General features: G+C 63.3%; 24 protein-coding genes. 9 read left to right on the forward strand and 15 right to left on the reverse strand.

Annotation, left to right across the window (positions count from 1 at the left end):
- Positions 1-52: 52 nt before the first annotated feature.
- Positions 53-1237, forward strand: a complete 1185-nt coding sequence (locus tag CQ14_RS17560; protein ID WP_057859109.1) for an adenylate/guanylate cyclase domain-containing protein — start codon at positions 53-55, stop codon at positions 1235-1237.
- Here CQ14_RS17560 and CQ14_RS17565 read toward each other — a convergent pair.
- From CQ14_RS17565 to CQ14_RS17575, 3 genes are all read right to left on the reverse strand, one after another.
- Entirely contained in the window at positions 1234-1995 is a 762-nt protein-coding gene (locus CQ14_RS17565) for a hypothetical protein (RefSeq protein WP_199805547.1), read from the reverse strand. The two genes, CQ14_RS17560 and CQ14_RS17565, sit on opposite strands and share 4 nt — an antisense overlap.
- An 81-nt stretch (positions 1996-2076) precedes the next feature.
- Complete coding sequence (gene clpS / locus CQ14_RS17570; protein ID WP_057859110.1) at positions 2077-2382, reverse strand: ATP-dependent Clp protease adapter ClpS; 306 nt, start codon at positions 2380-2382, stop codon at positions 2077-2079.
- Positions 2383-2429: 47 nt separating this feature from the next.
- A complete protein-coding gene (locus CQ14_RS17575) occupies positions 2430-3650 on the reverse strand; it encodes a tetratricopeptide repeat protein (protein WP_156435112.1) in 1221 nt (406 codons plus the stop codon).
- Between the two features lie 325 nt (positions 3651-3975).
- On the opposite strand from CQ14_RS17575, the gene CQ14_RS17580 reads away from it, so the two are divergent.
- The gene (locus CQ14_RS17580) at positions 3976-4833 is read left to right on the forward strand and encodes a DUF1194 domain-containing protein (RefSeq protein WP_057859112.1); all 858 of its coding nucleotides are present in this window, start codon (positions 3976-3978) and stop codon (positions 4831-4833) included.
- A gap of 196 nt (positions 4834-5029) precedes the next feature.
- Positions 5030-5332 (forward strand): septal ring lytic transglycosylase RlpA family protein, encoded by a 303-nt coding sequence (locus tag CQ14_RS17585; protein WP_057859113.1) that lies wholly within the window; start codon positions 5030-5032, stop codon positions 5330-5332.
- Positions 5333-5372: 40 nt separating this feature from the next.
- Here CQ14_RS17585 and CQ14_RS17590 read toward each other — a convergent pair whose 3' ends face one another.
- A complete protein-coding gene (locus CQ14_RS17590; RefSeq protein WP_057859114.1) occupies positions 5373-5552 on the reverse strand; it encodes a hypothetical protein in 180 nt (59 codons plus the stop codon).
- Between the two features lie 188 nt (positions 5553-5740).
- Between CQ14_RS17590 and CQ14_RS17595 the strand changes: the two genes are divergently transcribed.
- Positions 5741-6205, forward strand: a complete 465-nt coding sequence (locus tag CQ14_RS17595; protein WP_057859115.1) for a hypothetical protein — start codon at positions 5741-5743, stop codon at positions 6203-6205.
- Between the two features lie 18 nt (positions 6206-6223).
- Here CQ14_RS17595 and CQ14_RS17600 read toward each other — a convergent pair whose 3' ends face one another.
- The 9 genes from CQ14_RS17600 to CQ14_RS17640 all read right to left on the reverse strand — a co-directional run bounded on the left by CQ14_RS17600 (position 6224) and on the right by CQ14_RS17640 (position 16474).
- Entirely contained in the window at positions 6224-7471 is a 1248-nt protein-coding gene (locus CQ14_RS17600; protein WP_057859116.1) for a class I SAM-dependent RNA methyltransferase, read from the reverse strand.
- The gene (locus CQ14_RS17605; RefSeq protein WP_057859117.1) at positions 7464-8219 is read right to left on the reverse strand and encodes a TlyA family RNA methyltransferase; all 756 of its coding nucleotides are present in this window, start codon (positions 8217-8219) and stop codon (positions 7464-7466) included. Before CQ14_RS17605 ends, CQ14_RS17600 begins: the two co-directional genes overlap by 8 nt.
- Before the next feature lie 2 nt (positions 8220-8221).
- Positions 8222-8785, reverse strand: coding sequence for a nucleoside 2-deoxyribosyltransferase (locus CQ14_RS17610; RefSeq protein ID WP_057859118.1), 564 nt, complete (start codon positions 8783-8785; stop codon positions 8222-8224).
- 64 nt (positions 8786-8849) lie between these two features.
- A complete protein-coding gene (dxs, locus tag CQ14_RS17615; RefSeq protein ID WP_057859119.1) occupies positions 8850-10796 on the reverse strand; it encodes a 1-deoxy-D-xylulose-5-phosphate synthase in 1947 nt (648 codons plus the stop codon).
- Positions 10797-11126: 330 nt separating this feature from the next.
- Positions 11127-12437: a hypothetical protein gene (locus tag CQ14_RS17620; RefSeq protein WP_057859120.1), complete on the reverse strand. Its 1311-nt coding sequence runs from the start codon at positions 12435-12437 to the stop codon at positions 11127-11129.
- Positions 12438-12579: 142 nt separating this feature from the next.
- Positions 12580-12831: an exodeoxyribonuclease VII small subunit gene (locus tag CQ14_RS17625; RefSeq protein ID WP_057840143.1), complete on the reverse strand. Its 252-nt coding sequence runs from the start codon at positions 12829-12831 to the stop codon at positions 12580-12582.
- Between the two features lie 75 nt (positions 12832-12906).
- Complete coding sequence (locus CQ14_RS17630; protein ID WP_057859121.1) at positions 12907-13833, reverse strand: histone deacetylase family protein; 927 nt, start codon at positions 13831-13833, stop codon at positions 12907-12909.
- A gap of 88 nt (positions 13834-13921) precedes the next feature.
- On the reverse strand, positions 13922-15583 hold the full coding sequence (locus CQ14_RS17635) for a bifunctional metallophosphatase/5'-nucleotidase (protein WP_057859122.1): 1662 nt from the start codon (positions 15581-15583) through the stop codon (positions 13922-13924).
- A 126-nt stretch (positions 15584-15709) separates the two neighbouring features.
- Positions 15710-16474, reverse strand: coding sequence for a crotonase/enoyl-CoA hydratase family protein (locus tag CQ14_RS17640; RefSeq protein ID WP_057859396.1), 765 nt, complete (start codon positions 16472-16474; stop codon positions 15710-15712).
- Positions 16475-16603: 129 nt separating this feature from the next.
- Here CQ14_RS17640 and CQ14_RS17645 point away from each other — a divergent pair, with 129 nt between their 5' ends.
- From CQ14_RS17645 to CQ14_RS17655, 3 genes are all read left to right on the forward strand, one after another.
- Positions 16604-17557 carry a ring-cleaving dioxygenase gene (locus CQ14_RS17645; RefSeq protein ID WP_057859123.1) on the forward strand — a complete coding sequence of 318 codons (954 nt, stop codon included), beginning with the start codon at positions 16604-16606 and terminating at the stop codon, positions 17555-17557.
- 101 nt (positions 17558-17658) lie between these two features.
- Positions 17659-18351: a phytanoyl-CoA dioxygenase family protein gene (locus CQ14_RS17650; protein WP_057859124.1), complete on the forward strand. Its 693-nt coding sequence runs from the start codon at positions 17659-17661 to the stop codon at positions 18349-18351.
- A 197-nt stretch (positions 18352-18548) separates the two neighbouring features.
- Positions 18549-18785: a hypothetical protein gene (locus CQ14_RS17655; protein ID WP_057859125.1), complete on the forward strand. Its 237-nt coding sequence runs from the start codon at positions 18549-18551 to the stop codon at positions 18783-18785.
- Positions 18786-18891: 106 nt separating this feature from the next.
- Here CQ14_RS17655 and CQ14_RS17660 read toward each other — a convergent pair whose 3' ends face one another.
- Positions 18892-19107 carry a hypothetical protein gene (locus CQ14_RS17660; protein WP_057859126.1) on the reverse strand — a complete coding sequence of 72 codons (216 nt, stop codon included), beginning with the start codon at positions 19105-19107 and terminating at the stop codon, positions 18892-18894.
- Between the two features lie 677 nt (positions 19108-19784).
- Here CQ14_RS17660 and CQ14_RS17665 point away from each other — a divergent pair.
- Both CQ14_RS17665 and CQ14_RS17670 read left to right on the forward strand, forming a co-directional pair.
- Positions 19785-19976 (forward strand): hypothetical protein, encoded by a 192-nt coding sequence (locus tag CQ14_RS17665; RefSeq protein WP_156435115.1) that lies wholly within the window; start codon positions 19785-19787, stop codon positions 19974-19976.
- On the forward strand, positions 19973-21094 hold the full coding sequence (locus CQ14_RS17670) for a hypothetical protein (RefSeq protein WP_057859128.1): 1122 nt from the start codon (positions 19973-19975) through the stop codon (positions 21092-21094). Before CQ14_RS17665 ends, CQ14_RS17670 begins: the two co-directional genes overlap by 4 nt.
- Before the next feature lie 134 nt (positions 21095-21228).
- Here the strand turns inward: CQ14_RS17670 and CQ14_RS46400 are convergent, their stop codons facing one another.
- Positions 21229-22503 (reverse strand): M15 family metallopeptidase domain-containing protein, encoded by a 1275-nt coding sequence (locus CQ14_RS46400; RefSeq protein ID WP_082649918.1) that lies wholly within the window; start codon positions 22501-22503, stop codon positions 21229-21231.
- Positions 22504-22550: the final 47 nt, after the last annotated feature.

The raw sequence follows: 22550 nt of genomic DNA on the forward strand, positions 1-22550 counted from the left end.
TGGTGGGAGCGCGCTTGACGCGCGCTGCAGTTGCGCGGCAAATACCCGCGCCATGAATATCGCAGAACTGCAGAAGCTGACCGACTGGCTGATTGACGGCGGCAGGTCGACGACCAGCCCGACCCGGTTTATGGCCGAGTGCTGCGAACGGATGGTCGCGGCAGGGCTGCCGCTGTGGCGTGTCGGCGTCTTCGTCCGCACGCTGCATCCTGAGATCTACGGGCGCAATTTCATCTGGAAGCCGGGCGCCGAGGTCGAGCTGGGCACGGTCGATTACCATATCCTGGAGTCACCGGATTTTCACAACAGCCCGCTGAAGATCGTTTTCCAGCAGGGGCTGGAGGTTCGAGTCCGGGTCGATGATCCTCAGAACATGCGCTTTCCGATCGTCAACGATCTTCGCGCCGAAGGCGTCACGGATTATGTCGCGCTGCCGCTGCCCTTCATCGGCGGCACGGTGAACGCATCGAGCTGGACCACCAAACAGCCGGGCGGGTTCACGGATGAACAATTGGCGGCGCTGCGCAGCCTCGCGAAGCCGCTGGCGCGTGTCATTGAGATCATCAGCCTGACGCGCACCGCAGCGAGTCTGCTGGACACCTATGTCGGCAATCGCGCCGGCGAGCGGATCATGGGTGGACAGATCAGGCGCGGCCACACCGAGACGATGAATGCTGCGATCTGGCTGTCCGACCTGCGCGGCTTCACGGCGCTGTCGGACCGGCTGCCGGCGGAGACCGTCGTCGACATTCTGAACCAGTATTTCGATTGCCAGGTCACTGCGATCAAGAACCATGGTGGTGAAGTGCTGAAATATATGGGCGACGGGCTGCTCGCGGTGTTTCCGATCGATGAATATGTCGGTGACGAGCAGCAGGTTTGTTCGCGCGTACTGGAAGCCGCCCAAGAGTCGCGCGCGAGCGTAGCCAGCTTGAATTACCCGATCGGCGATGCCGTCGAGCGGTTTCGTTTCGGCGTCGCGCTGCATGTCGGGCGAATTCTCTACGGCAATATCGGCGGCGGCAACCGGCTCGACTTCACCTGCATCGGGCCCGCGGTCAATCTCGCGGCGCGGCTGGAGAAGATCGCGAGCCAGCTCAAGCGCACCGTCGTGGCGTCGGAAGGATTTGCCGGCGTCTGCCGGGGCGGGTGGGCCGATCTCGGTGAGTTTCCGGTCGCCGGTTTTTCAAAGGCCGCGCGGGTTTACGGATTGGCCGACGAGACGTCGGCGGCCTAGCCGCCGCGGACGTAGGACTGCTTCAATGCCCAGGTCAGCACCAGCAGCGTCACCCACAGCCGCAGCATCGCGAAGCTGAAGATGAACACGAAGAAGATCAGGTTCTTGATCAACGAGTGGGCCGACGATGTCTGGTAGAACTGCCAGAGCGCGTTGCGGATCAGTCCCTGGCCGAGACCAAGGCCGAGATAGATAATTCCAAGGGCGATCACGGCAGGAGCGAGCCAAAGGCTCCGGCGCGCAAATTCCAGGGCAGCTTCCCAGAAGTCGACCCGCCCGCGGTTTCGCTCGGCGCCGACGATCATGAGCAGGGTCATGGCGGCGACCACGGGGCTCCAGAACTTGCCGATGATCGAGAACTGATCGAACGCCATGCCGTCGAGCCCGGTCATCATATGCGGCGCGAGCGACATGTATCCAGCGATCAGCAAGATGCTCGTAGCGCCGATCATCAAGAGGCCGATCCGCCACAGGATCGCGCGTGTCAAACGGGATTGTTCCGCAAATTCGAGCGTCCCGAGATTGGTCTGGCCCTGCGCCAGTTCGATCGAGCGTTGCGTCACCACGAGGAAGGCATGCAGCACGGCAATGCTGGCGAACACGGTTGCCGGAATTGCTATCCAGGCGTTGTTGAACGCGATCACGCGCATGGAAGCGGCCAGCACCAGCCAGGGCATCGCTTCGAAGAAGCGGAATGGCCCGAATGAAACGTTGGGAAAGGCTTGTTGCCGAAGCTGCTGGCGAACTGCGACCGTCATGCCGCGACCATACTTGCGGAAGTTGAATGTCTGCTATTGCCGATAGCTAAAATTGAATGGAAACAATGGTTCTGGAAACGGCTACTCTTCCGGTTCGGTCGTGAACAGAAGCGGGTAACCCTTGGCGCGGCCGGCGTCGGTGGCGCGGGTGGCCTTGGTCTCGGCGACGTCCCTGGTGAACACGGCGACCACGCAGACGCCGCGCCGGTGCGCTGTTATCATCACCTTGTGGGCCTGGTCCTCGGTCATGCGGAATTCGGCCTTCAGCACCGTGACGACGAACTCGCGCGGCGTGTAGTCGTCGTTGATCAGAATGACCTTGTGCAGGCGCGGCCGTTCGACCTTGGTTTTGACTTTGGTCTTTGGCGTGACGACGGTATCTGCCATTTCGAGCTAAGTCCCGAAGCGAGCGAACTCAGACGGGCCGGCAGCGCTCAGTTGGCGCGGCAATCCGCCAGGCGCTGCGCCATGGTCTGATCGCCGCGGCTGACGGCCGTCTCGATCAGTTTACAGGCTCCGGGCCGGTCCTGAAACTGGGCGTTTGCCGAGAGTTTCAGCTTGATCAGGGCGGCCAGCGCGCCGGGTTCGTCGAGTTCCGCTGCCTCCACCGCGTAATAGAGCGTGCCCTTGGGATTGTTGACCCGCGTTTCCGGATACTCGGCGAGCAGCCGGACAACCTGCATGCGGGCGTCGAAATCATAGGTGCTGGCGCGGTCGATCAGGTTGACCGCCTCCTGGATGTCGCGCGACAGCAGCTTGCCCTCGAGGGTGAGCTGTCCGAGCATCCCTTTGGCCATCCAGCTATCACGCGTGCCTTTCAGCAACGACAATGCGCGCTTGGGATCGGACGGACCGCCTTCGCCTGCGATCAGCATTTCTGCCAGCGGGACAATGGCGCCGCCGGGATCGGGTTGGCGGGCTTCCTCGAGCAGCGTGCGGGCGCGCACCGGATCGTCTCTACGGATCGCCAGTGCCAATTCTCTCTTCGCGCCGTATTGGTAGTGCCCGGGCGCGTTCAGCTTTTCCAGAATGTCGAGGCCGCGAGCCCGTTCGTCTGGCTTGTCCGACGTGGCCAGCAAGCTGCCGAGCTGCACAAGCAAACCGCCATTGGTCGCGCTCCTTGCCTGGACCGCGCGCTCCGCCCAGTATCGCGCCGCCGCGGGATCGCGCCTTACGGTGGTGCCGCGACCGAGCAGCGCCGCCAGCGTGGACGTGGCGGCAGGATGGCCGAGCTCGGCCGCCTTGCGCAGGGCCTGATCGGCCTCGGCGCGAGTGACCAGCGGCACCTTGTCGAGATCGCCGCGGTCCCAGGATCGATGATGCTCGTAGAGCTGGAAGTAGGCCTCGGCACTGCCCTGCGACGCGGCTTCGCGCAGCATGGCGATCGCCTCTGTCTTCTTCTCGTAGGGCAGGTTACGCGCATACGCGGCCTTGAGATCTGCGTTCGCTGGGTTGGCTTCGAATGCCATCTTGCAGGCGTCGTGGCGCAAGTCCCAGCGCCGGCGCCGGGCCGCGTCGTCGAGATACTCCCGCGGTTCTTCAAAGAGCTGCTGGCAGAGTTCAACGGCATTTTGCGGCGTCAGCACTGGTTCCGGTTGCGCCGCCTCGGGCTGGTCGGGGCCCGAAAACACCAACGGCAGCGACAGCACCGCCACGACGAGCGCTGCGAATATCCCGGCCCAGAGCGCGACCGTGCGCGTTGCCGGGGGAAGGCTGTCATTTGCTGGAATTTTCGGGGGCGTAACCATGTCCGTGCCGTTCGCGGCCGCTTGCGGGCCCGCGCCCCTTCTGTCGCCGGAAGCGCGAGATTTGTTCAAAAGCGGTATCGAAAGGCTCATCCTTGCCGCCGATAACACCAGGAACCGTACCTGGACGCCTGAATGTTCGGCACTAACCCGAATGTGAAGGACAAATGATTTCAGCGCTTTGCGTCCGCCGTTTTGCGTGTCACCATCACTGTCGTTCGACGGGAGGGCCGCAATGCGCTGGTATGTCTCGATCGGGGTCGTGCTTGTGGCCGGTGCACTCGCCGGCGGAGATGTGGCGAGTTTTGCCGCGCCGAATCCTGCAAATCGGCCGGGCCAACTACTGACCGCCGCCGACAAGGAAGCCAATCCGACCGTCGACGTGGAACTCGTCCTTGCCGTCGACGTCTCCTACTCGATGGATCTGGATGAACTGGCGCTGCAGCGGGAAGGCTACGCGCAGGCGATCGTCTCCAAGGAATTCCTGCAGGCGCTGAAGACCGGACCGAACGGCAGGATCGCGATCACCTACTTCGAATGGGCGGCTTCCACCGACCAGAAGATCATCATCCCCTGGCGGGTGATCGACGGGCCGGAGACGGCCGATGCGGTCGCCAGCGAGATCATCAAGACCCCGATCCGCCGCGCCTCGCGTACCTCGATTTCGGGCGCGATCAATTTCGCCATGCCGCTGTTCGAGGAGAACCCGCACCGCGGCCTGCGGCGGGTGATCGATATTTCCGGCGATGGCCCGAACAACAACGGCATGCCGGTGACGGTCGCCCGCGATGCCGCGCTCGAGAAGGGCGTCATCATCAACGGCCTGCCGATCATGGTGAAGGAGCCATCCTACTCCACCATGGATATCGACAATCTCGATTTCTATTACGAGGATTGCGTCATCGGCGGCCCCGGCTCGTTCGTCGTCACGATCAAGGACCGCGACAAGTTCAAGGAAGCAATCCGCACCAAGCTGCTTCTGGAAATCGCCGGCCGCACGCCCGAACGTCCCGTCGTGCCGGCCGCCGGCCGGGAGCCGCGCGTCAATTGCATGATCGGCGAAAAGATCTGGCAGGACCGCTGGGGACGGTGATTATTTCGTAGCCCGGATGTAGCGAAGCGAAATCCGGTGGCAGTTGGTCACCGGATTTCGCTTCGCTACATCCGGGCTACGGCCGCCGGCTACCGCCACCTCCTGCTCCGGAAATACCGCCCGTTGCTGACTTGGCCGGGAACCTAAACCCAACAGGACGATTATGTGAGCGCGGCAGGCAGCAGCGAGGGTTCACGTGTATCGCACCTGTTTCGGATTGCTTTTTCTTGCCATCCTCATCCCGGAAGCCAAAGCAGAAAGCGGATTAGCCTCGTACTACAGCTACGGTAATCGTGGCCGTGCCGGCGAACTGACCTGCGCGCACCGGACCCGTCCCTTTGGAAGCATGGTGAAGGTGACCCACGGCAGCCGCTCGATCGTCTGCAAGGTCAATGACAGAGGACCGTTCATTCGCGGACGTGTCATCGATCTCTCGGTGAGCGCCGCACGTGCCCTCGGCATGATGCAATCGGGCGTCGTGCGCGTTTCCCTGGACTGAGAAACGATCGTGCGCGCGTAGATTCGATCATGTGCCGGGCTCAATCGTCCTTGCCGCGGCGCTGGTGCCGCTCAAGGCGCTGCCGCTGCGCTCGCATGCGCTTGATGTCCTCATCGAGCGCATCCATTTCCTCACTGCGTCGCTCGTCCCTGGACTTCTGGTCGTTGGAGCGCAGTTTTCCCAGCACTTTCTCCACGGAGAGTTTTGGTGTCTCAGCCATCGTTATTCCCATGCCCTGGGGTGGCGATAGAGGGGTGATCGATCCCAAGATCTGCGCCGGCGGACCGCGCTCCTTGATCTAGGTCAATATCACCGAACCGGTGGTGTCGAACGATGCCTTGCTCGCCGCACGTGTGGGCATTGACCCGCCTGGTGCGCATCACGTCCATCGACACCAGAGTAGGGCACATGAGATTTCCCGTCTGGCTGCTCGCCGCGATGCTGTTGCTGACGGGTGGAGGCGCAAGTCACGCAAAGGTCAGGATTACGAATGATCGGGGCGGAATTATCGAGCGTTACATAGATAGATACAAGCAATTGAGGGCTTCGCGGCAATCGGTGATCATCGACGGCCTGTGCGCCTCGGCCTGCACGATTGTGCTCTCGGAAATTCCGCACGACAGGATCTGTGTGACTTCAAAAGCCAGGCTGGCATTTCACGCGGCCTGGGATTTCGGTCTGCGCGGACGTGCGGTCACGAACCGGGGCGCGACGCGATGGCTCTACTCGATGTATCCCTCGCCAGTCCGGCAGTGGATCGCCGGTCGCGGTGGTTTGACGCCGCGCACGATCTTTTTGCAAGGCAGGCAACTGGAAGAGATGTATCGCCCTTGCGCCCTCAATGCGCTGGCCTCCTCCGGCGCGCGCAAATAATCGTTATGGAGAGGGCTGTCAGCGCCTGAATCTCGCCACCAATTCCACATGCGGTGTATGACGGAACTGGTCGACCGGCGTGACGCCTTCGATCCGGTAGCCGCCGTCGATCAAAATCTTCGCGTCGCGTGCGAAGGTGGTGACGTTGCAGGACACCGCTACCACCGTCGGCACCTTGCTGGCCGCCAACTGCGTTGCCTGCGCCTGCGCGCCCTGCCGCGGGGGATCGAATACGATGGTGTCGTAATCGCGCAGCTCCTGCGGCATCAGCGGGCGGCGAAACAGGTCGCGTGCCTCGGCCTTCGCAGGCTTCAAGCCTGAGGTGGACGTCGCAGCCTTCTGCAGCGCCGCGACCGCGCCGGCGTCGCTGTCGAGGGCGGTTACGCGCGACTTCGCCGCCAGCCGCAGCGCGAAGGGACCGACGCCGCAAAACAGATCGGCGATATGTTTGGCGCGCCTGCAATGCTCCGATACCAGTTCGGCCAGCGCCGCTTCGCCCGCCACCGTAGCCTGCAGGAACGAGCCGGGCGGCAGAACGACCTGCGCGCTGCCCATCGAGATGACCGGCGGCGTTCGCATCAGGACCAGTTCGCCATGGCGCGTCAGCCGCGCCAGCCGATGCTGTCCGGCGATGCGCGACAGAAGCGCGATCATGGCCGATGACACCGGGCCGGAGCCGCGGACGTCGACATCGAGCCCGCTATTGGTCGCCGTGATCTGGATATCGAGCGGCTTGCCCATGGCGATCAGCGGCTCGGCGATGGCCCAGGCCGCCTCGATCGCGCCGCCGAGCTGCGGGTCGAGGATCGGGCAGCGGTCGATCGGAATGATGTCGTGCGAGCCCGCCGCCGCATAGCCGACCTTGAGCACGTCGTGCGTGCCCATCCGCGCATGCAGGGTGATGCGCCTGCGGCCCGCGCCATGAGCGTCAACCAAGGGCGCGACGTCGCAATCGATTCCCGCCTGTGACAGCGTCGTCACCACAAGCTCGCGCTTCCAGGCGCGATAGGCTTCGGCGTCCCAGTGCTGGATTGCGCAGCCGCCGCAGACACCGAAATGCGGACAGAACGGTGCGACGCGCTCGCGGCTTGCGGTTTCGACCTTGAGCAGTCGCCGGCGGTCGGGATGGTGGCCGGGCACCGGGCCGACCTCCACCGTCTCGCGGCCCAGCGTGTAGGGAACGTAGATATTGCCGCCGCGCGATATGGCGACGCCGTCGCCGTGGTGGCCGACATGGTCGATGACGAGGCACTCGCTCTCAGTCACGGCGTGCGCCCATGAAGAATTCGATATTGCCGTCGCCACCCTTGATCGACGACGGAAACACCTCGATGCCGGTGCAGCCGAGGGATGCGGCGAACGCCGAAATATCGTCGCAGATTTCCTGATGCACCATCGCGTTGCGGATGATGCCGTGCTTGGAATGCTTTCGCTCCGCCTCGAATTGCGGCTTGATCAGCGCGAGCAGCTGCGTGGGGGCTGCCGCCAGTTCCAGCGCGACCGGCAGCACCGCCTTCAGCGATATGAAGCTGACGTCGATCACGACGACATCGGGTCGCGCGGGCAGTCGCTTGCCTTCGTATTTGCGAATATCGGTTTCTTCCATCGACACGACACGGGGATGGATCCGCAGCGAGGGATGCAACTGGCTGTGCCCGACATCGATGGCGAACACGAGGCTGGCGCCGTTCGCCAGCAGCACCTCGGTAAAACCGCCGGTGGAGGCGCCGACGTCGAGACAGACATGGCCCTCGATCTCGATCGGATATTGCTCCAGCGCGCCGGCGAGCTTGACGCCGCCGCGCGAGACGTAAGGGTGCGCGGGCTGCGCGCTCAATTCGGCATTGGCGGCGATCATTTCCGACGCCTTCGACACAGGCCGGCCATCGGCCGTGACGCCGCCGGCGTCGATCGCGGCGCGGGCACGCGCGCGGCTTTCGAACAGGCCGCGCTCGACCAGCAGCACGTCCACGCGCTTGCGGGCCGAAGTCTCTTTGTCGTCCTTGTCAGCCAATGTCAGTCCGGTTTGCCGGTGGCGCGATCCGCCGCGAGCGCGACGCAGGCCTCGAACGAGGTGAGATCGTGCCAGATGTCCTGAGGCGGCTCTCGCGGCGTCACCAGTCTAGCACCATGCAGGTCGAGCGTGTGGATCATCATGAGATTGTCGGGCAGGCCGAAATCCTCCACCGTGAGCCCGTCGGCATCGATCATATGACCGGCGGCGGACGTCGTGATGCGGAACGACCGCGCAACGCGGTCGGCGTAGATGGCCGGATCGTTGCTGTAGGCGAAGCGGAGCTTGCCGCGGCCGGCCATGTAGCCGAGTTCGTAGACCGTGCCGGCGTCGGCACTGGGGCCGCGAAATGGCGTCAGGTTGGCAATGATCGCATCCGCCGCATCCATCATGGCTTGATTGCCCTTGAAGATCGCGAGCGAAGCGTCGTCGGCGGCGAGGTCGACTACATTGTCGAGCGGATAGAGGCCGGTCAGCCCATGGCGAGCGCAGATCGCCGCCTTGCGGCGGCCGATCTCGACTGCGTCCGGCAGGAACACGTCGGGACCTGCCAGATAGATCTTCATGGAATTACCGGCGAAAGGGCCAGCTTTCGGTTCTGATCGGCTTAGAACCGAAAGAGCTTAGGCCTCAGGCGAGCTTGACGGTCTCGGTCTTGTAGTCCTTGCCGAGCGCATCGAACACCTTGGCGACGATGCCCTTGGCGTCGAGGCCGGCATGGGCGTACATCGCGTTCGGCGTATCGTGGTCGATGAACTCGTCGGGCAGGATCATCGCGCGCATCCGCAGGCCGCCGTCGAGCATGCCGTGGTCGGACAGCGTCTGCATGACGTGCGAGCCGAAGCCGCCGATCGAGCCTTCCTCGATGGTGAGCAGCACTTCGTGGTCGCGCGCCAGCTTCAGCACCAGATCGACGTCGAGCGGCTTCATGAAGCGCGCGTCGGCGATGGTGGTGGACAAGCCGTGGGCGGCGAGTTCGTCGGCGGCCTTTTCGCATTCGGCCATGCGCGTGCCGAACGAGAGCAGGGCGACCTTGCTGCCCTGGCGGACGATGCGGCCCTTGCCGATTTCGAGGGGAATGCCGACCTCGGGCATTTCGACGCCGCGGCCTTCGCCGCGCGGATAGCGCACCGCGCTCGGCCGGTCGTTGATCGCAACCTGCGTCGCAACCATGTGCACCAGCTCAGCCTCGTCGGACGCCGCCATGATGACGAAGTTCGGCAGGCAGCCGAGATAGGCGTTGTCGAACGAGCCGGCATGGGTCGCGCCGTCGGCGCCGACCAGGCCGGCGCGGTCGATCGCAAAACGCACCGGCAGGCTCTGGATCGCGACGTCGTGGACCACCTGGTCATAGCCGCGCTGCAGGAAGGTCGAGTAGATCGCGCAGAACGGCTTGTAGCCTTCGGTGGCCAGACCGGCCGCAAACGTCACCGCATGCTGCTCGGCAATGCCGACGTCGAAGGTGCGGTTAGGGAACGCCTTGTTGAAGATGTCGACGCCGGTGCCCGACGGCATCGCCGCGGTGATTGCGACGATCTTGTCGTCCTTCTCGGCTTCCTTGACGAGGCTCTGGCCGAACACGTTCTGGTAGGCGGGTGCGTTTGGCTTGGCCTTGGCCTGGGCGCCGGTCGCGACGTCGAACTTGACGACTGCGTGGTACTTGTCGGCGGAGGCTTCGGCCGGGCCGTAGCCCTTGCCCTTCTGCGTCACAACGTGGACCAGGATCGGCCCGGTTTCCATGTCGCGGACGTTCTTCAGAACCGGTAGCAGATGGTCGAGGTTATGACCGTCGATCGGGCCGACATAGTAGAAGCCGAGTTCCTCGAACAGCGTGCCGCCGTCCATCATGAAGCCGCGGGAATATTCCTCGACGCGGTTGGCGCGGTTGGCGATGATCTTCGGCAGGCGCTTGTTGATCTGCTTGGCCGCCTCGCGCAGCGTGCGGTAGGTCTTGCCTGAATAGAGCCGCGACAGATACGCGCTCATCGCGCCGACCGGCGGCGCGATCGACATGTCGTTGTCGTTGAGGATCACGATCAGGCGGGAATTCATCGCGCCCGCATTGTTCATCGCCTCATAGGCCATGCCCGCGGACATCGAGCCGTCGCCGATCACGGCGATGATGTTGTTCTTGCCGCCGGAGAGGTCGCGCGCCACCGCCATGCCAAGGCCGGCGGAGATCGAGGTCGAGGAGTGCGCGGCGCCGAACGGATCGTAGTCGCTCTCGCTGCGCTTGGTGAAGCCGGAGAGGCCACCGGCGGTGCGCAGCGTGCGGATACGGTCGCGGCGGCCGGTCAGGATCTTGTGCGGGTAGGCCTGGTGGCCGACGTCCCAGATCAGGCGATCGCGCGGCGTGTCGAAGATGTAGTGAATCGCGGTGGTCAGTTCCACGACGCCGAGGCCGGCGCCGAAGTGGCCGCCGGTCACCGACACGGCGTCGATGGTTTCCTGGCGGAGTTCGTCCGCGACCTGCCGCACCTGCTCGATCTTGAGCTTGCGAAGGTCGTCAGGTGTGCGAATGGTGTCGAGAAGCGGCGTTTTACTAAATGTGGTCACAGCGATATTCCAATTTTGCATGTCAGGACGAAGGGCCTGACGCGAGACGGGAAAGCGCGTTAACCGCGCCGTGAAAATCCAGACCCGCCTGCCAGTCCGGCAGGCCGGTACCTGATTTGAAACCCTAGATGCACTCCGGTTTAAACCATGTGATATGCATCACTTAGTCGCTCGGAACCCTTCCCCGGTTCAGTTTCTTTAGCTATTTGAGGTGCTTGCCGCCGCCCGAAGCCAGCCGCAGACTGCTCTCCACAGCCCATAGAACCGCAAGCTTTACACCAAAGCCGCCGCTAAAGCCAACCCGGAGAGCCGAATCGGTTCCGCGGTTCTGAGGCAAAAAGCCACGATTTTTCAACCACTGCGGCGGGCGGATGGTTCCACTTTGCTCAAATCGGCGGCACTTTGGGCCGTCCCTGGCGCTGTCATGGTGGCCGTTTCGATTCGCTTCCAGGCCCGGTCGCGCGCCCCGGAATCGCCGGTCGCGATATCAAGCGCGGCGTCGGGGAGGGCCATGCGGTCGCTGAGCGGGACCGGCCCGCAAACGATCATGAAGAAGTCGTAGGCGTTGGGCCGTTCGTTGGCCATCACGAACTGGAAATGCACGCGAAAGAACTGCCAGCGAAACTTCTTGTAATGCTCGGGCAGGATGATGTCGCGGAAGCGGACCGGCACGATCTTCGGATTGCGCCTTAAGGCGCCGACGTCGATGCCGTGGCTCGTGATCGGATCGAACTGGTAGAAATTCATCACGTCCTTGCGGGCCTGACAGTCGATCCAGTCGATCGACGGCTCGACCGCCAGCATCCGCAGATGCTCGCGAAACTCTGTCGATACGGCGTGATAGCCCACGATCGGGAAATTGCCGCCGATCGTCAGCAGCACGATCCGCGGCCCGTGACGGCCGAGCGCCGGATCGAGCTTGAGCGCACGCGCCAGCATTTCCGTACTCAGGAACGATCCGGAACTATGGCCGACGATGACGATCTCGTCGGCGTCGGTGCTCTTCGCCGTCTTGATGAGATGCTGCGCGAAGCGGTCGATGCGCTGGTCCCATTCGGGGCGTTCGCGGTGCGAGAACTCCCAGGTCCAGATCGTGTCGCACAAGAGATAGAGCACGTAAGTGGCGTTCTCGGTGTATTTAAGCACGGTCCCGAGCAGTGCCACGAAAAGGGCGATTGCGATCGCGATGCTGAACGTGTCGGGAATGCCGATGGCGTTCAGGCCTTTCTCGAACACGAAGGCGATGGCGCCGGCACCTGCGGCCTCGAGCAACAGCATCAAATGCGGGTAGGTGATGAAGGTGGCGAACCGCCAGTTCGCCTTGCCGAAGCGGCCGATGGTGCCGGCGAACACGAGGCGCCAGTAGATCCACACCGCGTTGAACACCGTGCGCCAGACCGGCGAGGCCAGATCCTGCTGGATGAAATCCTCGAACCGGAGGAAATCGTAGGACGTGCGGGTCTGCCAATCCTCAGCCTTGGTGTCGATGGTCCAGGACGCGATCTCGTCGTCGGCCGCGACCTTGGGCCGGCCGATGCTGGCCTGGAGCTGGTAAAGCCGGCCGAACTTGCGCAGCTCGGTCCGGAACATGCGGTAATATTGCGCCAGCCCGCGCGGATCGTAGCCCTGAATATAGATGATATGGCGGTGCTGGACGCGCACGTAGTGTCCCCAAGTGTCGGCGGACTATATCAGGCTGTGCAGCGCCGGAAGAACTAATTCGGCCGTTCCGCCATGCGCGGAGGCGCGGAAATTCGCCCGATGTTTCCGATTGTTGCGCCGAACCCCAAAAGGACAGGGCGTCTTACTGGACGTCGAGCGGTTCGGTCCCGGTGGCCTGGCCGTTCGCGTCCGTCGTGATCTTGTCGACGCGCGCCTCCGCCTGCCGCAGCAGCTCTTCGCAGCGGCGCTTCAGCGCTTCGCCCCGCTCGTAGATCGCCACCGATTCCTCGAGCGGCACCTTGCCGTCCTCCAGCCGTTTCACGATCGATTCGAGTTCCTCGATCGCGCGCTCGAAGGAGAGTTTCTTGACGTCCGCTTGCGTGTTTTCGGCCATATCGAGTTCCCGGATGCGCGCCCGGTCGGAAGCGCAGAATCAAGCAAAATAATTCGGGCCTATTGTGGCGGCTACTCACGCGCCCATCAACGCGGTGACATGCGCGGCAACCGATTCCTTCAGCCCCTGCAGGTCGTAGCCGCCTTCCAGCACCGAGACAACCCGGCCGCCGGCGCTCGAATCAGCCACATCCATCAGCTTGCGGGTGACCCAGCCGAAATCGTCCGCCTTCAGGTTGAGCGAGGCGAGGGGATCGCGGTAATGCGCATCGAAGCCGGCGGAGATGATCACGAGCTCCGGCGAGAATTTCTGCAATTGCGGCAGGATCAGGTTCTCGAACGCTGCGCGGAACTTGGCGCTGCCGTCTTCGGAAGCCAGCGGCGCATTGACGATGGTGTCGTGCTCGCCGCGCTCGCCGCTGGCGCCGGTGCCGGGAAACAGCGGCATCTGGTGCGTCGAGCAGTACATCACGGTCGGATCGTGCCAGAAAATATCCTGCGTGCCGTTGCCGTGATGGACGTCGAAATCGACGATCGCGGCGCGGCCGATGCCGTATTTGCGCTGGGCGTGACGCGCGGCAATGGCGACATTGTCGAAGAAGCAGAAGCCCATCGGCTTCGAGACCTCGGCATGATGGCCGGGCGGGCGCACCGCGACGAAGGCATTCTGATGGGTTCCGGACATGACGGCGTCGGTTGCGGCCACCGCGCCGCCGACGCCGCGCATCACCGCTTCCCAGGTGCCCGGCGACATCGAGGTGTCGCCGTCGATATAGATCATGCCGCTCGTGGGCGCGATGTGCCGGAGCTCGCCGACATAATGCTCGCCATGACAGAGCGTGACGGAATCGAGACTGCCTTCCGGTGCCTCGCTGCGCGTGAGCGGCTTGAAGCGATCTTCTCCCAGCGTCTCGGCGACCGCGCGCAGTCGGTCCGGACGTTCGGGGTGCCCCGGGGGCGTGACATGGTCGAGGCAGGCGGTATGGGTCAGAAGCAGTGTCATGCGAAATCCTGGCGTAGAGGAGCGCGCCGGCAAGGAGCGGCTAATCTAGGCCGTTAGAGGCCGCTCGGAAAGGCCCACGGCGCCGGGCTCAGTTGATCCGGACGATGCGATCGGCGGCCGTCGGGGCGATCGGGCTGTTCGCCGCAAAATAGGTATGCAGCGCGTCGACGTCATAGACGCCGGTCAGCGGTGCGGTTCCTTCCGTCAGCACGGTAAAACCGTCGCCGCCGACGAACAGGAAATGATTGACGGTGACGCGATAGAGCGCGGCGGGATCGACCGGCTGCCCGTTCAGCGTCATCCGTTCGGCGATGATGCGTTCGCCATCGCCCTTCGATCCGTCCCATGCATAGCTGAATCCTTTCGACACCTGCAAGATCCGCGGCCGCTTCGGGTCGCGCCATTGCGCCTCCAGCATCTCCTTGATCTGTTTTCCGGTCAGCGTCAGCGTCACCAGTTGGTTGCGGAACGGCTGGCTGGCGAACAGATCGGCATAGGTCACCGCGCCTTCTTCCTTCCGCGTGACGTCGGCGCGGACGCCGCCGGGATTGGTGAAAGCGATGACCGCGCCACCCTTTGCTTGCGCGCTGGTGGCCGCGAGCTGCGCGTCCGCGATGATGTCGCCGAGCGGACTTTCGCCTGCAGCGTTCGGCACGCGCGACAGCGTCGCCGTCACCGAACCCGCCGGGCGGTTGGCGATCGGCGCGGCAAGCCGGTCATAGGATTCGAGCAGCGCGGTCTGTTGCGCATCCTTCGCAAGCGTTGCGGTGCGGACGATGTTGTTGCCGGCGCTGGCGCTGACGATGTCGCGTGTGACGGGATCGAGTTTCAGATCGATCGCGGTGACGAGCGTGCCGTATTTGTCGCCTGACGTGACAAGCCGCCCGTCGATCTCGCAGACATAGGCGCGGTGGGTGTGGCCGGAGACCACGACGTCCACTGCCTTGTCGAATTTCCTGACGATATCGACGATCGGCCCGGAAATGCCGGGACAGTCGTTATAGTCCCCGGTCGGCAAGCCGCCTTCGTGGATCAGCACGACGATGGCCTCGACGCCACGCGCCTTCAATTCCGGAATCAGCGCGTTGACCGTCTCGGCCTCGTCGCGGAATTCGAGGCCGGCAATGCCGACAGGCGAGACGAGGCCAGGCGTGCCTTTCAAGGTCAGGCCGATGAAGGCGACCGGGATGCCGTCGAACTCCCGGATTTCGTAAGCGGGAAACACCGTCTTGCCGCTGCTTTTCTCGAACGTGCTGGCGGCGAGGTAGCGGAATTTCGCGCCTGTAAACGGGTGCGGCCCCTGGCATTGGTCGACCGGATGGCAGCCGCCGTTCTGTATGCGCAACAGCTCGTCCTTGCCCTCGTCGAATTCGTGATTGCCGACGGCGGAAATGTTCAAGCCCATCATCGACAGCGCTTCGATCGTCGGCTCGTCATGAAACATCGCCGACAGGAACGGGCTGGCGCCGATCAAATCGCCCGCCGCGACGAAGATCGAGTTCTTGTGTCCCTCGCGAAGCTGGCTGACCAGCGTCGCCATGTGCTCGGCGCCGCCGGCTTCGACGGTGATTTTCTTCGTGCTGTCCTCGGGATCGGTAATGATGATGCCGCCCGGCGCCGGACGGAGGTAGCCGTGAAAATCATTGATCGCGAGAATGCGCAGGTCGACGGGCGCAGGCGTTTGCGCGAAGGAAGCGGCAGGCGCCAGCATGATCGCCAGCGCAAGGACGGGTTTAAGAAGAACTTTCATGGCTTTGATGTTTCCGCGTCATTGCGAGGAGCGCAGCGACGAAGCAATCCATTCTTTCTTGATGCGGCGCGATGGATTGCTTCGCTGCGCTCGCAATAACCGCGGGCGGGGGAGCGCGCCCTTACGTTACCCCTTCTTCCGCTCGAAGAACGCCTTGAACGCGGTTACCGCTTCCTTCGAGCGCAATCGTTCGCCGAACAGGTGGCCTTCCTGGTCGATCCGGCGCGTCATGTCTTCCGGCGGCAGTTTCAGCAGTTTGCGCGTGATCGCGACCGCCTCCGCCGGCAGCGCGCAAATCTCGCGCGCGACCTTGCGCGCCTCGGCTTCGGTGTGTCCGGGCGCCACCACCACATTGACGAAGCCCGCCTCGCGCGCCTCGTCGGCGGACATCTTGCGTCCCATCACCAGCATGGCGAAGGCGCGCTGGTGCCCCATGCTGCGCGGCATCAACAGGCTGGAGGCGCCTTCGGGCACCAGTCCGAGATTGATGAACGGCGTGGAGAAGGTCGCGGTCGTGCTGGCCAGCACATAGTCGCAATGGAACAGCATGGTGGTGCCGATGCCGATTGCGACGCCGTCGACGGCGGCGATGATCGGCTTGACGTTGTGCGCCAGCGAATAAAGCAGCTTTACGGCGTTGGAGGCGCCGCGCGGCGTGTCGGTATCAGATGTGCTCTCTTTGAGAAAATCCTCGAGATCGTTGCCGGCGGTGAACACGCCCGAACCGCCTGTTATGATGATGCAGCGGATATCGGGATTGTTCTGGGCCTTGTCGATCGCATCGCTCATCCCGCGATACATGTCCTGGGTGAACGCGTTCTTCTTCTCGGGCCGCCGCAGCTTGATCACGCGCGTCGCGTCTTCGTCTGAAACAATGAGGTGCCCGGTCATGAACTGTCCCTGGATCGCGGGCGGCAACGCTGCCGCTGGCCAATCATCCGGCCATATCCTACATGATCCGGCAAGGGGCCCAACTACTCCGTGCAATTTTCCCGGGGGTGTGACTACGAGGTTAATGCAATGCAGCTAGGCGGAATTCATCATCTGACCGCGATCTCGGCGAAGCCGCGGGAGAATTTGGCCTTTTACACCGGCCTGCTTGGCATGCGGCTGGTCAAGAAGACCGTCAACCAGGACGACGTCAGCGCCTACCACCTGTTCTATGCCGACGGCAAAGCCAATCCCGGCACCGATCTCACCTTCTTCGATTTTCCCGCAGCCCCCGAACGGCGTGGAACCAATTCGATCTCGCGCACCGGCCTGCGCGTTGCCGGCGAGAAGACCCTCGGCTACTGGCGGGATCGCCTCAGGAAGGCCGGCGTGGAGACCCGCGACATCGTCGAAGTCGACGGCCGCCTGACGCTGCCGTTCGAGGACGGCGAGGGGCAGCGGCTGGTGCTGATCGACGATGGCGGGAAGGGCGCCGCCTCGCCGTGGGAGAAGAGCCCGGTGCCGGCGGAGCATCAGATCCGCGGGCTCGGTCCGATCGTGCTGACCGTGCATGAGCTGTCGCGCACCGCCTTCGTGCTGACCGAGGTCATGAACATGCGCCGCGCGCGGGAATATGCCGCCCACGGTGCACAGATTCACGTGTTCGAGATGGGCGAGGCAAGGGGAGAGAGCAACCCCGCCGCCGAGTTGCACGTCCTCGAGGACAAGGCCTCGCCGATCGCGCGCCAGGGCGCCGGCGGCGTGCACCACGTCGCGTTCCGCACCCCCGACGAGGCGCAGTATCACGCCTGGACGAAACGCCTGACGGACTTGCGCATCCCCAACAGCGGCGAGATCGACCGCTTCTATTTCCGCAGCCTCTATTTCCGCGAACCTAACGGCATCCTGTTCGAGATCGCAACGGATGGTCCGGGTTTCGCGACGGATGAGCCGATGGAAACGCTCGGCGAAAAGCTGGCGCTGCCGCCATTCCTGGAGCCGCGAAGGGCGGCGATCGAGGCGGGGCTGAAGCCGATCGAGTGAATCCGTAGGATGGGTAGAGCGCAGCGAAACCCATCGTCTTGCCGCACACCGTGTTTGATGGGTTTCGCTGCGCTCCACCCATCCTACGCGCTGGAGTATCCATGAGCCTTGGACTTGCCAAACATGACGCGTTGATTTTTGAGCGGGACGGCGCCTTGCGCAAGACTGCCGTGCTCGGCGCGTCGGACTTGCCGGAGCTTGACGACATCGTTGCCGAACTGCCGCCGGATCAAGCGGGAATCCGGCTTCATGGGATTTCCGCACTTCGCCCGCTGCTTGCCTCATCGGGGGCGATTGGACAAATAGCGGCCTCGACGCTGGGCGATGCGTGCCGGCCGGTCAGGGCAATCCTTTTCGACAAGATCGCTTCGACAAACTGGGCGCTGCCCTGGCATCAGGATCGAACCATTGCGGTGACGCGGCGTGTCGAAGTCGAGGGCTTTGGTCCCTGGACCGTCAAGAGCGGTCTGCTTCACGTGGCTCCGCCGTTCGATGTCCTGGCTGGCATGGTGACGCTGCGTGTCCACCTCGACCGGGTGCCGGAAACCAACGCGCCGCTTCTGATCGTGCCGGGGTCGCATCGGCTCGGACAAATTTCCGAAAGCGAGATCAAGTCCGTCGTTCAAAGGTGCGGGACTGCCGTCTGTCTCGCCGATGCCGGAGACGTCTGGCTCTATTCGACGCCGATCCTTCACAGTTCGGAAGCTGCGCGCTATCCCGTCAGTCGCAGAGTCCTGCAAGTCGACTTCGCTGTCGGCGATCTTCCCGGCGGATTGACGTGGCTCGGCGTCTGAATGAGTGCGCAGCAAGTTTCGCAGGAGGGATAGCGCGAAGCAAAACCCATCATTGGTCCACGCCGCAGCTGATGGGCATCGCTGCGCGCCACCCATCCTGCGGACAATCACCACCGGGATGGGTGTGATGCGCCCGTCACCGCGATTTCGTTTCTAACGCATCTGAAGAAGTGACCACCATCAACCGAGGAGCCAAAATGCGTAAATTCCTTGTCGAAAATTTATCGGATCAATCGGTCAACCTCGGCATAGAACCTTGGGCAGATCTGGAAATTTTGGCGCCGGGTGGTCGGGTCGTATTCGAGTACGAAGAGCATGAAGAGCCTGCCGGGATCGAGTTTTCGATAATGGGCAACGGCAGAGTCGTTGTGGGTATCGTCAGTGATTTGATCAAAATAACGGGCAACAACGGCGAAAAAATCTTCAAGTGCTGAGCAAGGATGCTCCCAGCTCGATTAAACGAGCAGGTCGTACGGCGGATTAGCCGTGTGGTGGGTTACGGCTTCGCCTAACCCACCCTACGAAGCTGCGTTGATAGCCTCACGCCTCGTTTTTCGGCGTGTACTTGCCGAGCACGCATTTGTAGCTTTGCAATCGCCAGGCGTGATACGGGCCCTTGGCGAGCCAGTCGGCGATTCCGATTTGTGCGTTGACGGCGCAGGCACCCATGGTGATGCCGGACTGCTCACTGGTGGTGACGACCTTTTCGAGGCAGAGCTGGCTGTTGCAGAGAACAGCGATGAGGGTGACGAGCATGGTGACCTTCGTTGAAAAGAGAATATCCTGTGTTCAACTCATGCAGGGTTCATGCCACCCTCGATGCACGCGTGTCCTGCCCGATATTCCGTGGACGCACTGACCTGTAAAAATACGGTGCAAGCCGGGCCTTTTGGCGCGGACGGCGGCAACAACGCCTGCAGAATACAACTTGCGACGACAGTAGAATCCGCGCGTGAACGATTCGCAAAGCGTAGAACTACGGTCAACGCGCCGGAACGGCTGTGACTGTCGTCACGCGGCAACAGTTCCGGATGCTTTGGCCTGAATTGTGCCAAGGGCAGAAATCGCTCCTCGCAGGATCGGTGGAGCGACTTGTCCGCCGTAGCTCAAAGAGCGAAGGCGGAAGCGATACCCGTCGCGGTCCCGCGAGCGGCGTCGATGCAATTCGCTGAGCACGCCAGCGAAAGAGTATGAGCGCGAAGCTGCAAATTCAGTTAGGCGGCCGACGTCAGCACTGAAGCGCATTTCGGACTCAATCCCGACAACGCGCCATATCTATCTCGCGCTCTACGTGCAGGGCGGTTCCGCGCGGGGCCCGGATGAGACATTCGTGCAACAACCATCGCCCGAAATTCCGGAAGGCGAATCGTTGGGCAGCGATGGCCTGCGGGTGCGGGTATAATCGCATCAACGAATCCGAAGAGGGGTTTTCGATGTCGAAGTTTGCGATCGGCGAGCAAGTCGAAAACGTTGCCAACGATCATGAGTCGGGCGCGGTTGTCGCCGTGTTTCCGACCGTTGATGGAAGCTTTAGATATGCCGTCGACACGGAAGGCTATGGCGCACTTCAGTTCTTCGCCGAGGAAAAGCTGACGATCGCCGTTTCGAGGCGGGGGGCCACATGACAGGCCGTGCAACCACGCGAGCGATTTCCGCCGCCGAACCGACGGAGGGCGACAGCGACGCCATGCGCATCAGGCATCAGCTTGATGCCTGGGCCAATGCCTCAAATCGTGCCCCTAGATTGGTGACAACACCCGCAGAAGCCCTCAACAATGAATCATCTGGGGAGGCGCCCCAGGCGGCAAAGAAACGCAGCCGCTCCTCCCCGGCGGCCGGTCGCAGCAAAACCACCAGGGCGACCAAGGCCAAGGCAGCAGCAACGGCAGCAGCCACGGAAGCGACCGAAGCCAACGTCGAGCCGGAGGTGCCGAACGCGCCGCTTGAGCCGCCGACGGTTGCCGCCGCGCCTGCTATGCCTGAGGTCGTTTCCGTCGTTTCCGCCCCACCAAGGCAGGAACGCACCAGCCGTGTCTTTGCCATTGCCGCCGCTCTCGCGCTGGCGACGGTGGCTGCCTATTTTTCGGTCGCGGGCATGGCCGAAATATTTCCCGGCGATCCGGTCGCGGTCATGGTGCTCGCCGCCACGATGGAGGCCGGCAAGCTCGTGATCGCCGGGTGGCTGGCCGCGCATTGGCGCCAAACCAGCTGGAAAATGCGTTCGGTCATGGTCGCACTCGTCGCCGGCCTTGCGCTGATCAACGCCGCCGGTGTGTTCGGCAAGCTGGTCGAGGCGCATGTCAGTGTCGCGGCCACCGCGCGGTCAGGCGTCACCGAGCGCATTGAATCGCTTGACGCCCGCGTGGTGGCGCAAACGGCCGCCGTTGCCGATCTCGCCGGCCGTATCGCGCAGATCGACCGTGCCGTCGATGAATCGACACGGCGCGGCCGGGTGACGCGGGCCCTCAACATCGTCAGCCAGGAGCGGGCGACGCGGGACGGGCTGGATGCGCAGCGGCAGGCGGCAACGGCTACGCTGGTCGACCTGCAGGCACAGCGCGCGGCGCTGGCCGGCGAACGCTCGCGCATCGAAGCGTCCACCGGTCCGATCCAGTATCTCGCCATGATGGTCGGCGCGGCGCCCGAAGCCGCGGTGCGGTGGCTGATATTGTTGATGGTGCTGTGCTGCGATCCGGCGGCAATCGCCCTGACAGTCGCGGCGTCCAGTTCGCGACGGCAATGAGTAGTGGAGCCGGGGAACAGTTTCATTCGCTACCGCATGTCGCTGTCGCTCATGCGGGCTTCGCGCTTTAACTCACCCCGATAGCTGCGGCTTGCGTCTTCCCGCGTGGGCGGGAAGGGCAAGCGGTGGACCGGCTACATGGTCCTGCCTTTCGACAATCTTGCCGTTTTGGCGTTGGCTGTTTTCGTGCGCTTTGCCGTGCGGTGATTGTCGCGCGCAGTCACGCGCTCGCGCTTCTTGATGCTCGCTTGCGCTTCCTGCGTCTTCGCTCCGCCACGGCGGGAGGCATACTCCTTGCCGTCGATCGGTCCGACATGCGGCGGATCCCGGTCGAGATACGGCCGCCCGATGCCGTACGTCTTGCCGTTTTCGTCGATCCACTTCCAGAGCTTGTCGGTGGAGACCCAACGCTGCGCCCGTGTCGCGCCCTTGACGCTGACGATGTCAGCGGCAAGCCCGCGGCCATAACCGCCACGCAAACTTCCGCCATGGTAGGACCGATTGCTCGCGGCCTTCAGGCCGCTGGCGATCCCCTGACGGTAGTCGTCGCGGAACGCGCTGGTGATGCCGGGCGACAGCCCTGCCTGCTCGGCCGCGTGCAGCGTATGAAAGAGTTTCAGCTTGAAGCTCTTGTCCATGCCGCCGATCACGTAGTCGATCATTGTCATGCCGGCTCTGTCGGCCGCCTTCGGGTCCTTCCAGGTAAAATCCTCGTCGACGCGCTTGGTGAAGGTCCTGGTGACGGTTCTCGTCTTTCCCTTCCGCTTGATCGTCACCTTCCGCTGCTCATACACCTTGATCGCGTCGATCTTGGGCGCGCGCTCGTAGAGCGCCCAGAGATAGCGATCGATGCAGATCTCCGCGACGAGACACTCCTCGTTGATTTCGATGGTGCTGACAGCCGGCAGGACAGTGTCGGGCATCGAAGCGGTCGCGCTCGCCGCGGCCACGTTGGCGGCAGGCATCTCTGGTGCGAGCACCTCCGCCGGATCGGTCAGCGAGGCCACGACAAAAGGTTTCGGCTCTTCCGGGACAACCGTGTCGGGCGCTTTCGTGATGTCCGGCGCTTTCGCCGCTTCAGGCGCTTTCCCGATCACGGTCGCCGCAGGGAGCGGCACCTGGATGGTATCGATGGCGGCGCTTGCCAGCGCGATCACCGGTGGCGTGACGACGGGCGGCGTAACCACGGGCTCGGCGCTTGCGACGCGTGACAGTTCCTTGCGTTCCGCGGTTGAAGCCGCCTCGGCGCTCTCGATCGAAGCGCCGGCATTCTTGACAGAAGCGCTGACCCTTTCGATGGGAGTTGCACCGGGGCTGGCAAGCCAGACGAGAACCCAGCTCGAGAGGGCCACGCCCGTGAGAAGGTTGATTCGACGCTGCGCTTTCGTCGCCAATCGCCATGGGTCCATCGTCCGGCCTCCAAGGCTCCGCATGAGCCTGATTGCACAAGCACGCG

Origin of the sequence: Bradyrhizobium lablabi (genome assembly GCF_001440475.1) — a bacterium.
Classification (GTDB): Bacteria; Pseudomonadota; Alphaproteobacteria; order Rhizobiales; family Xanthobacteraceae; genus Bradyrhizobium; species Bradyrhizobium lablabi.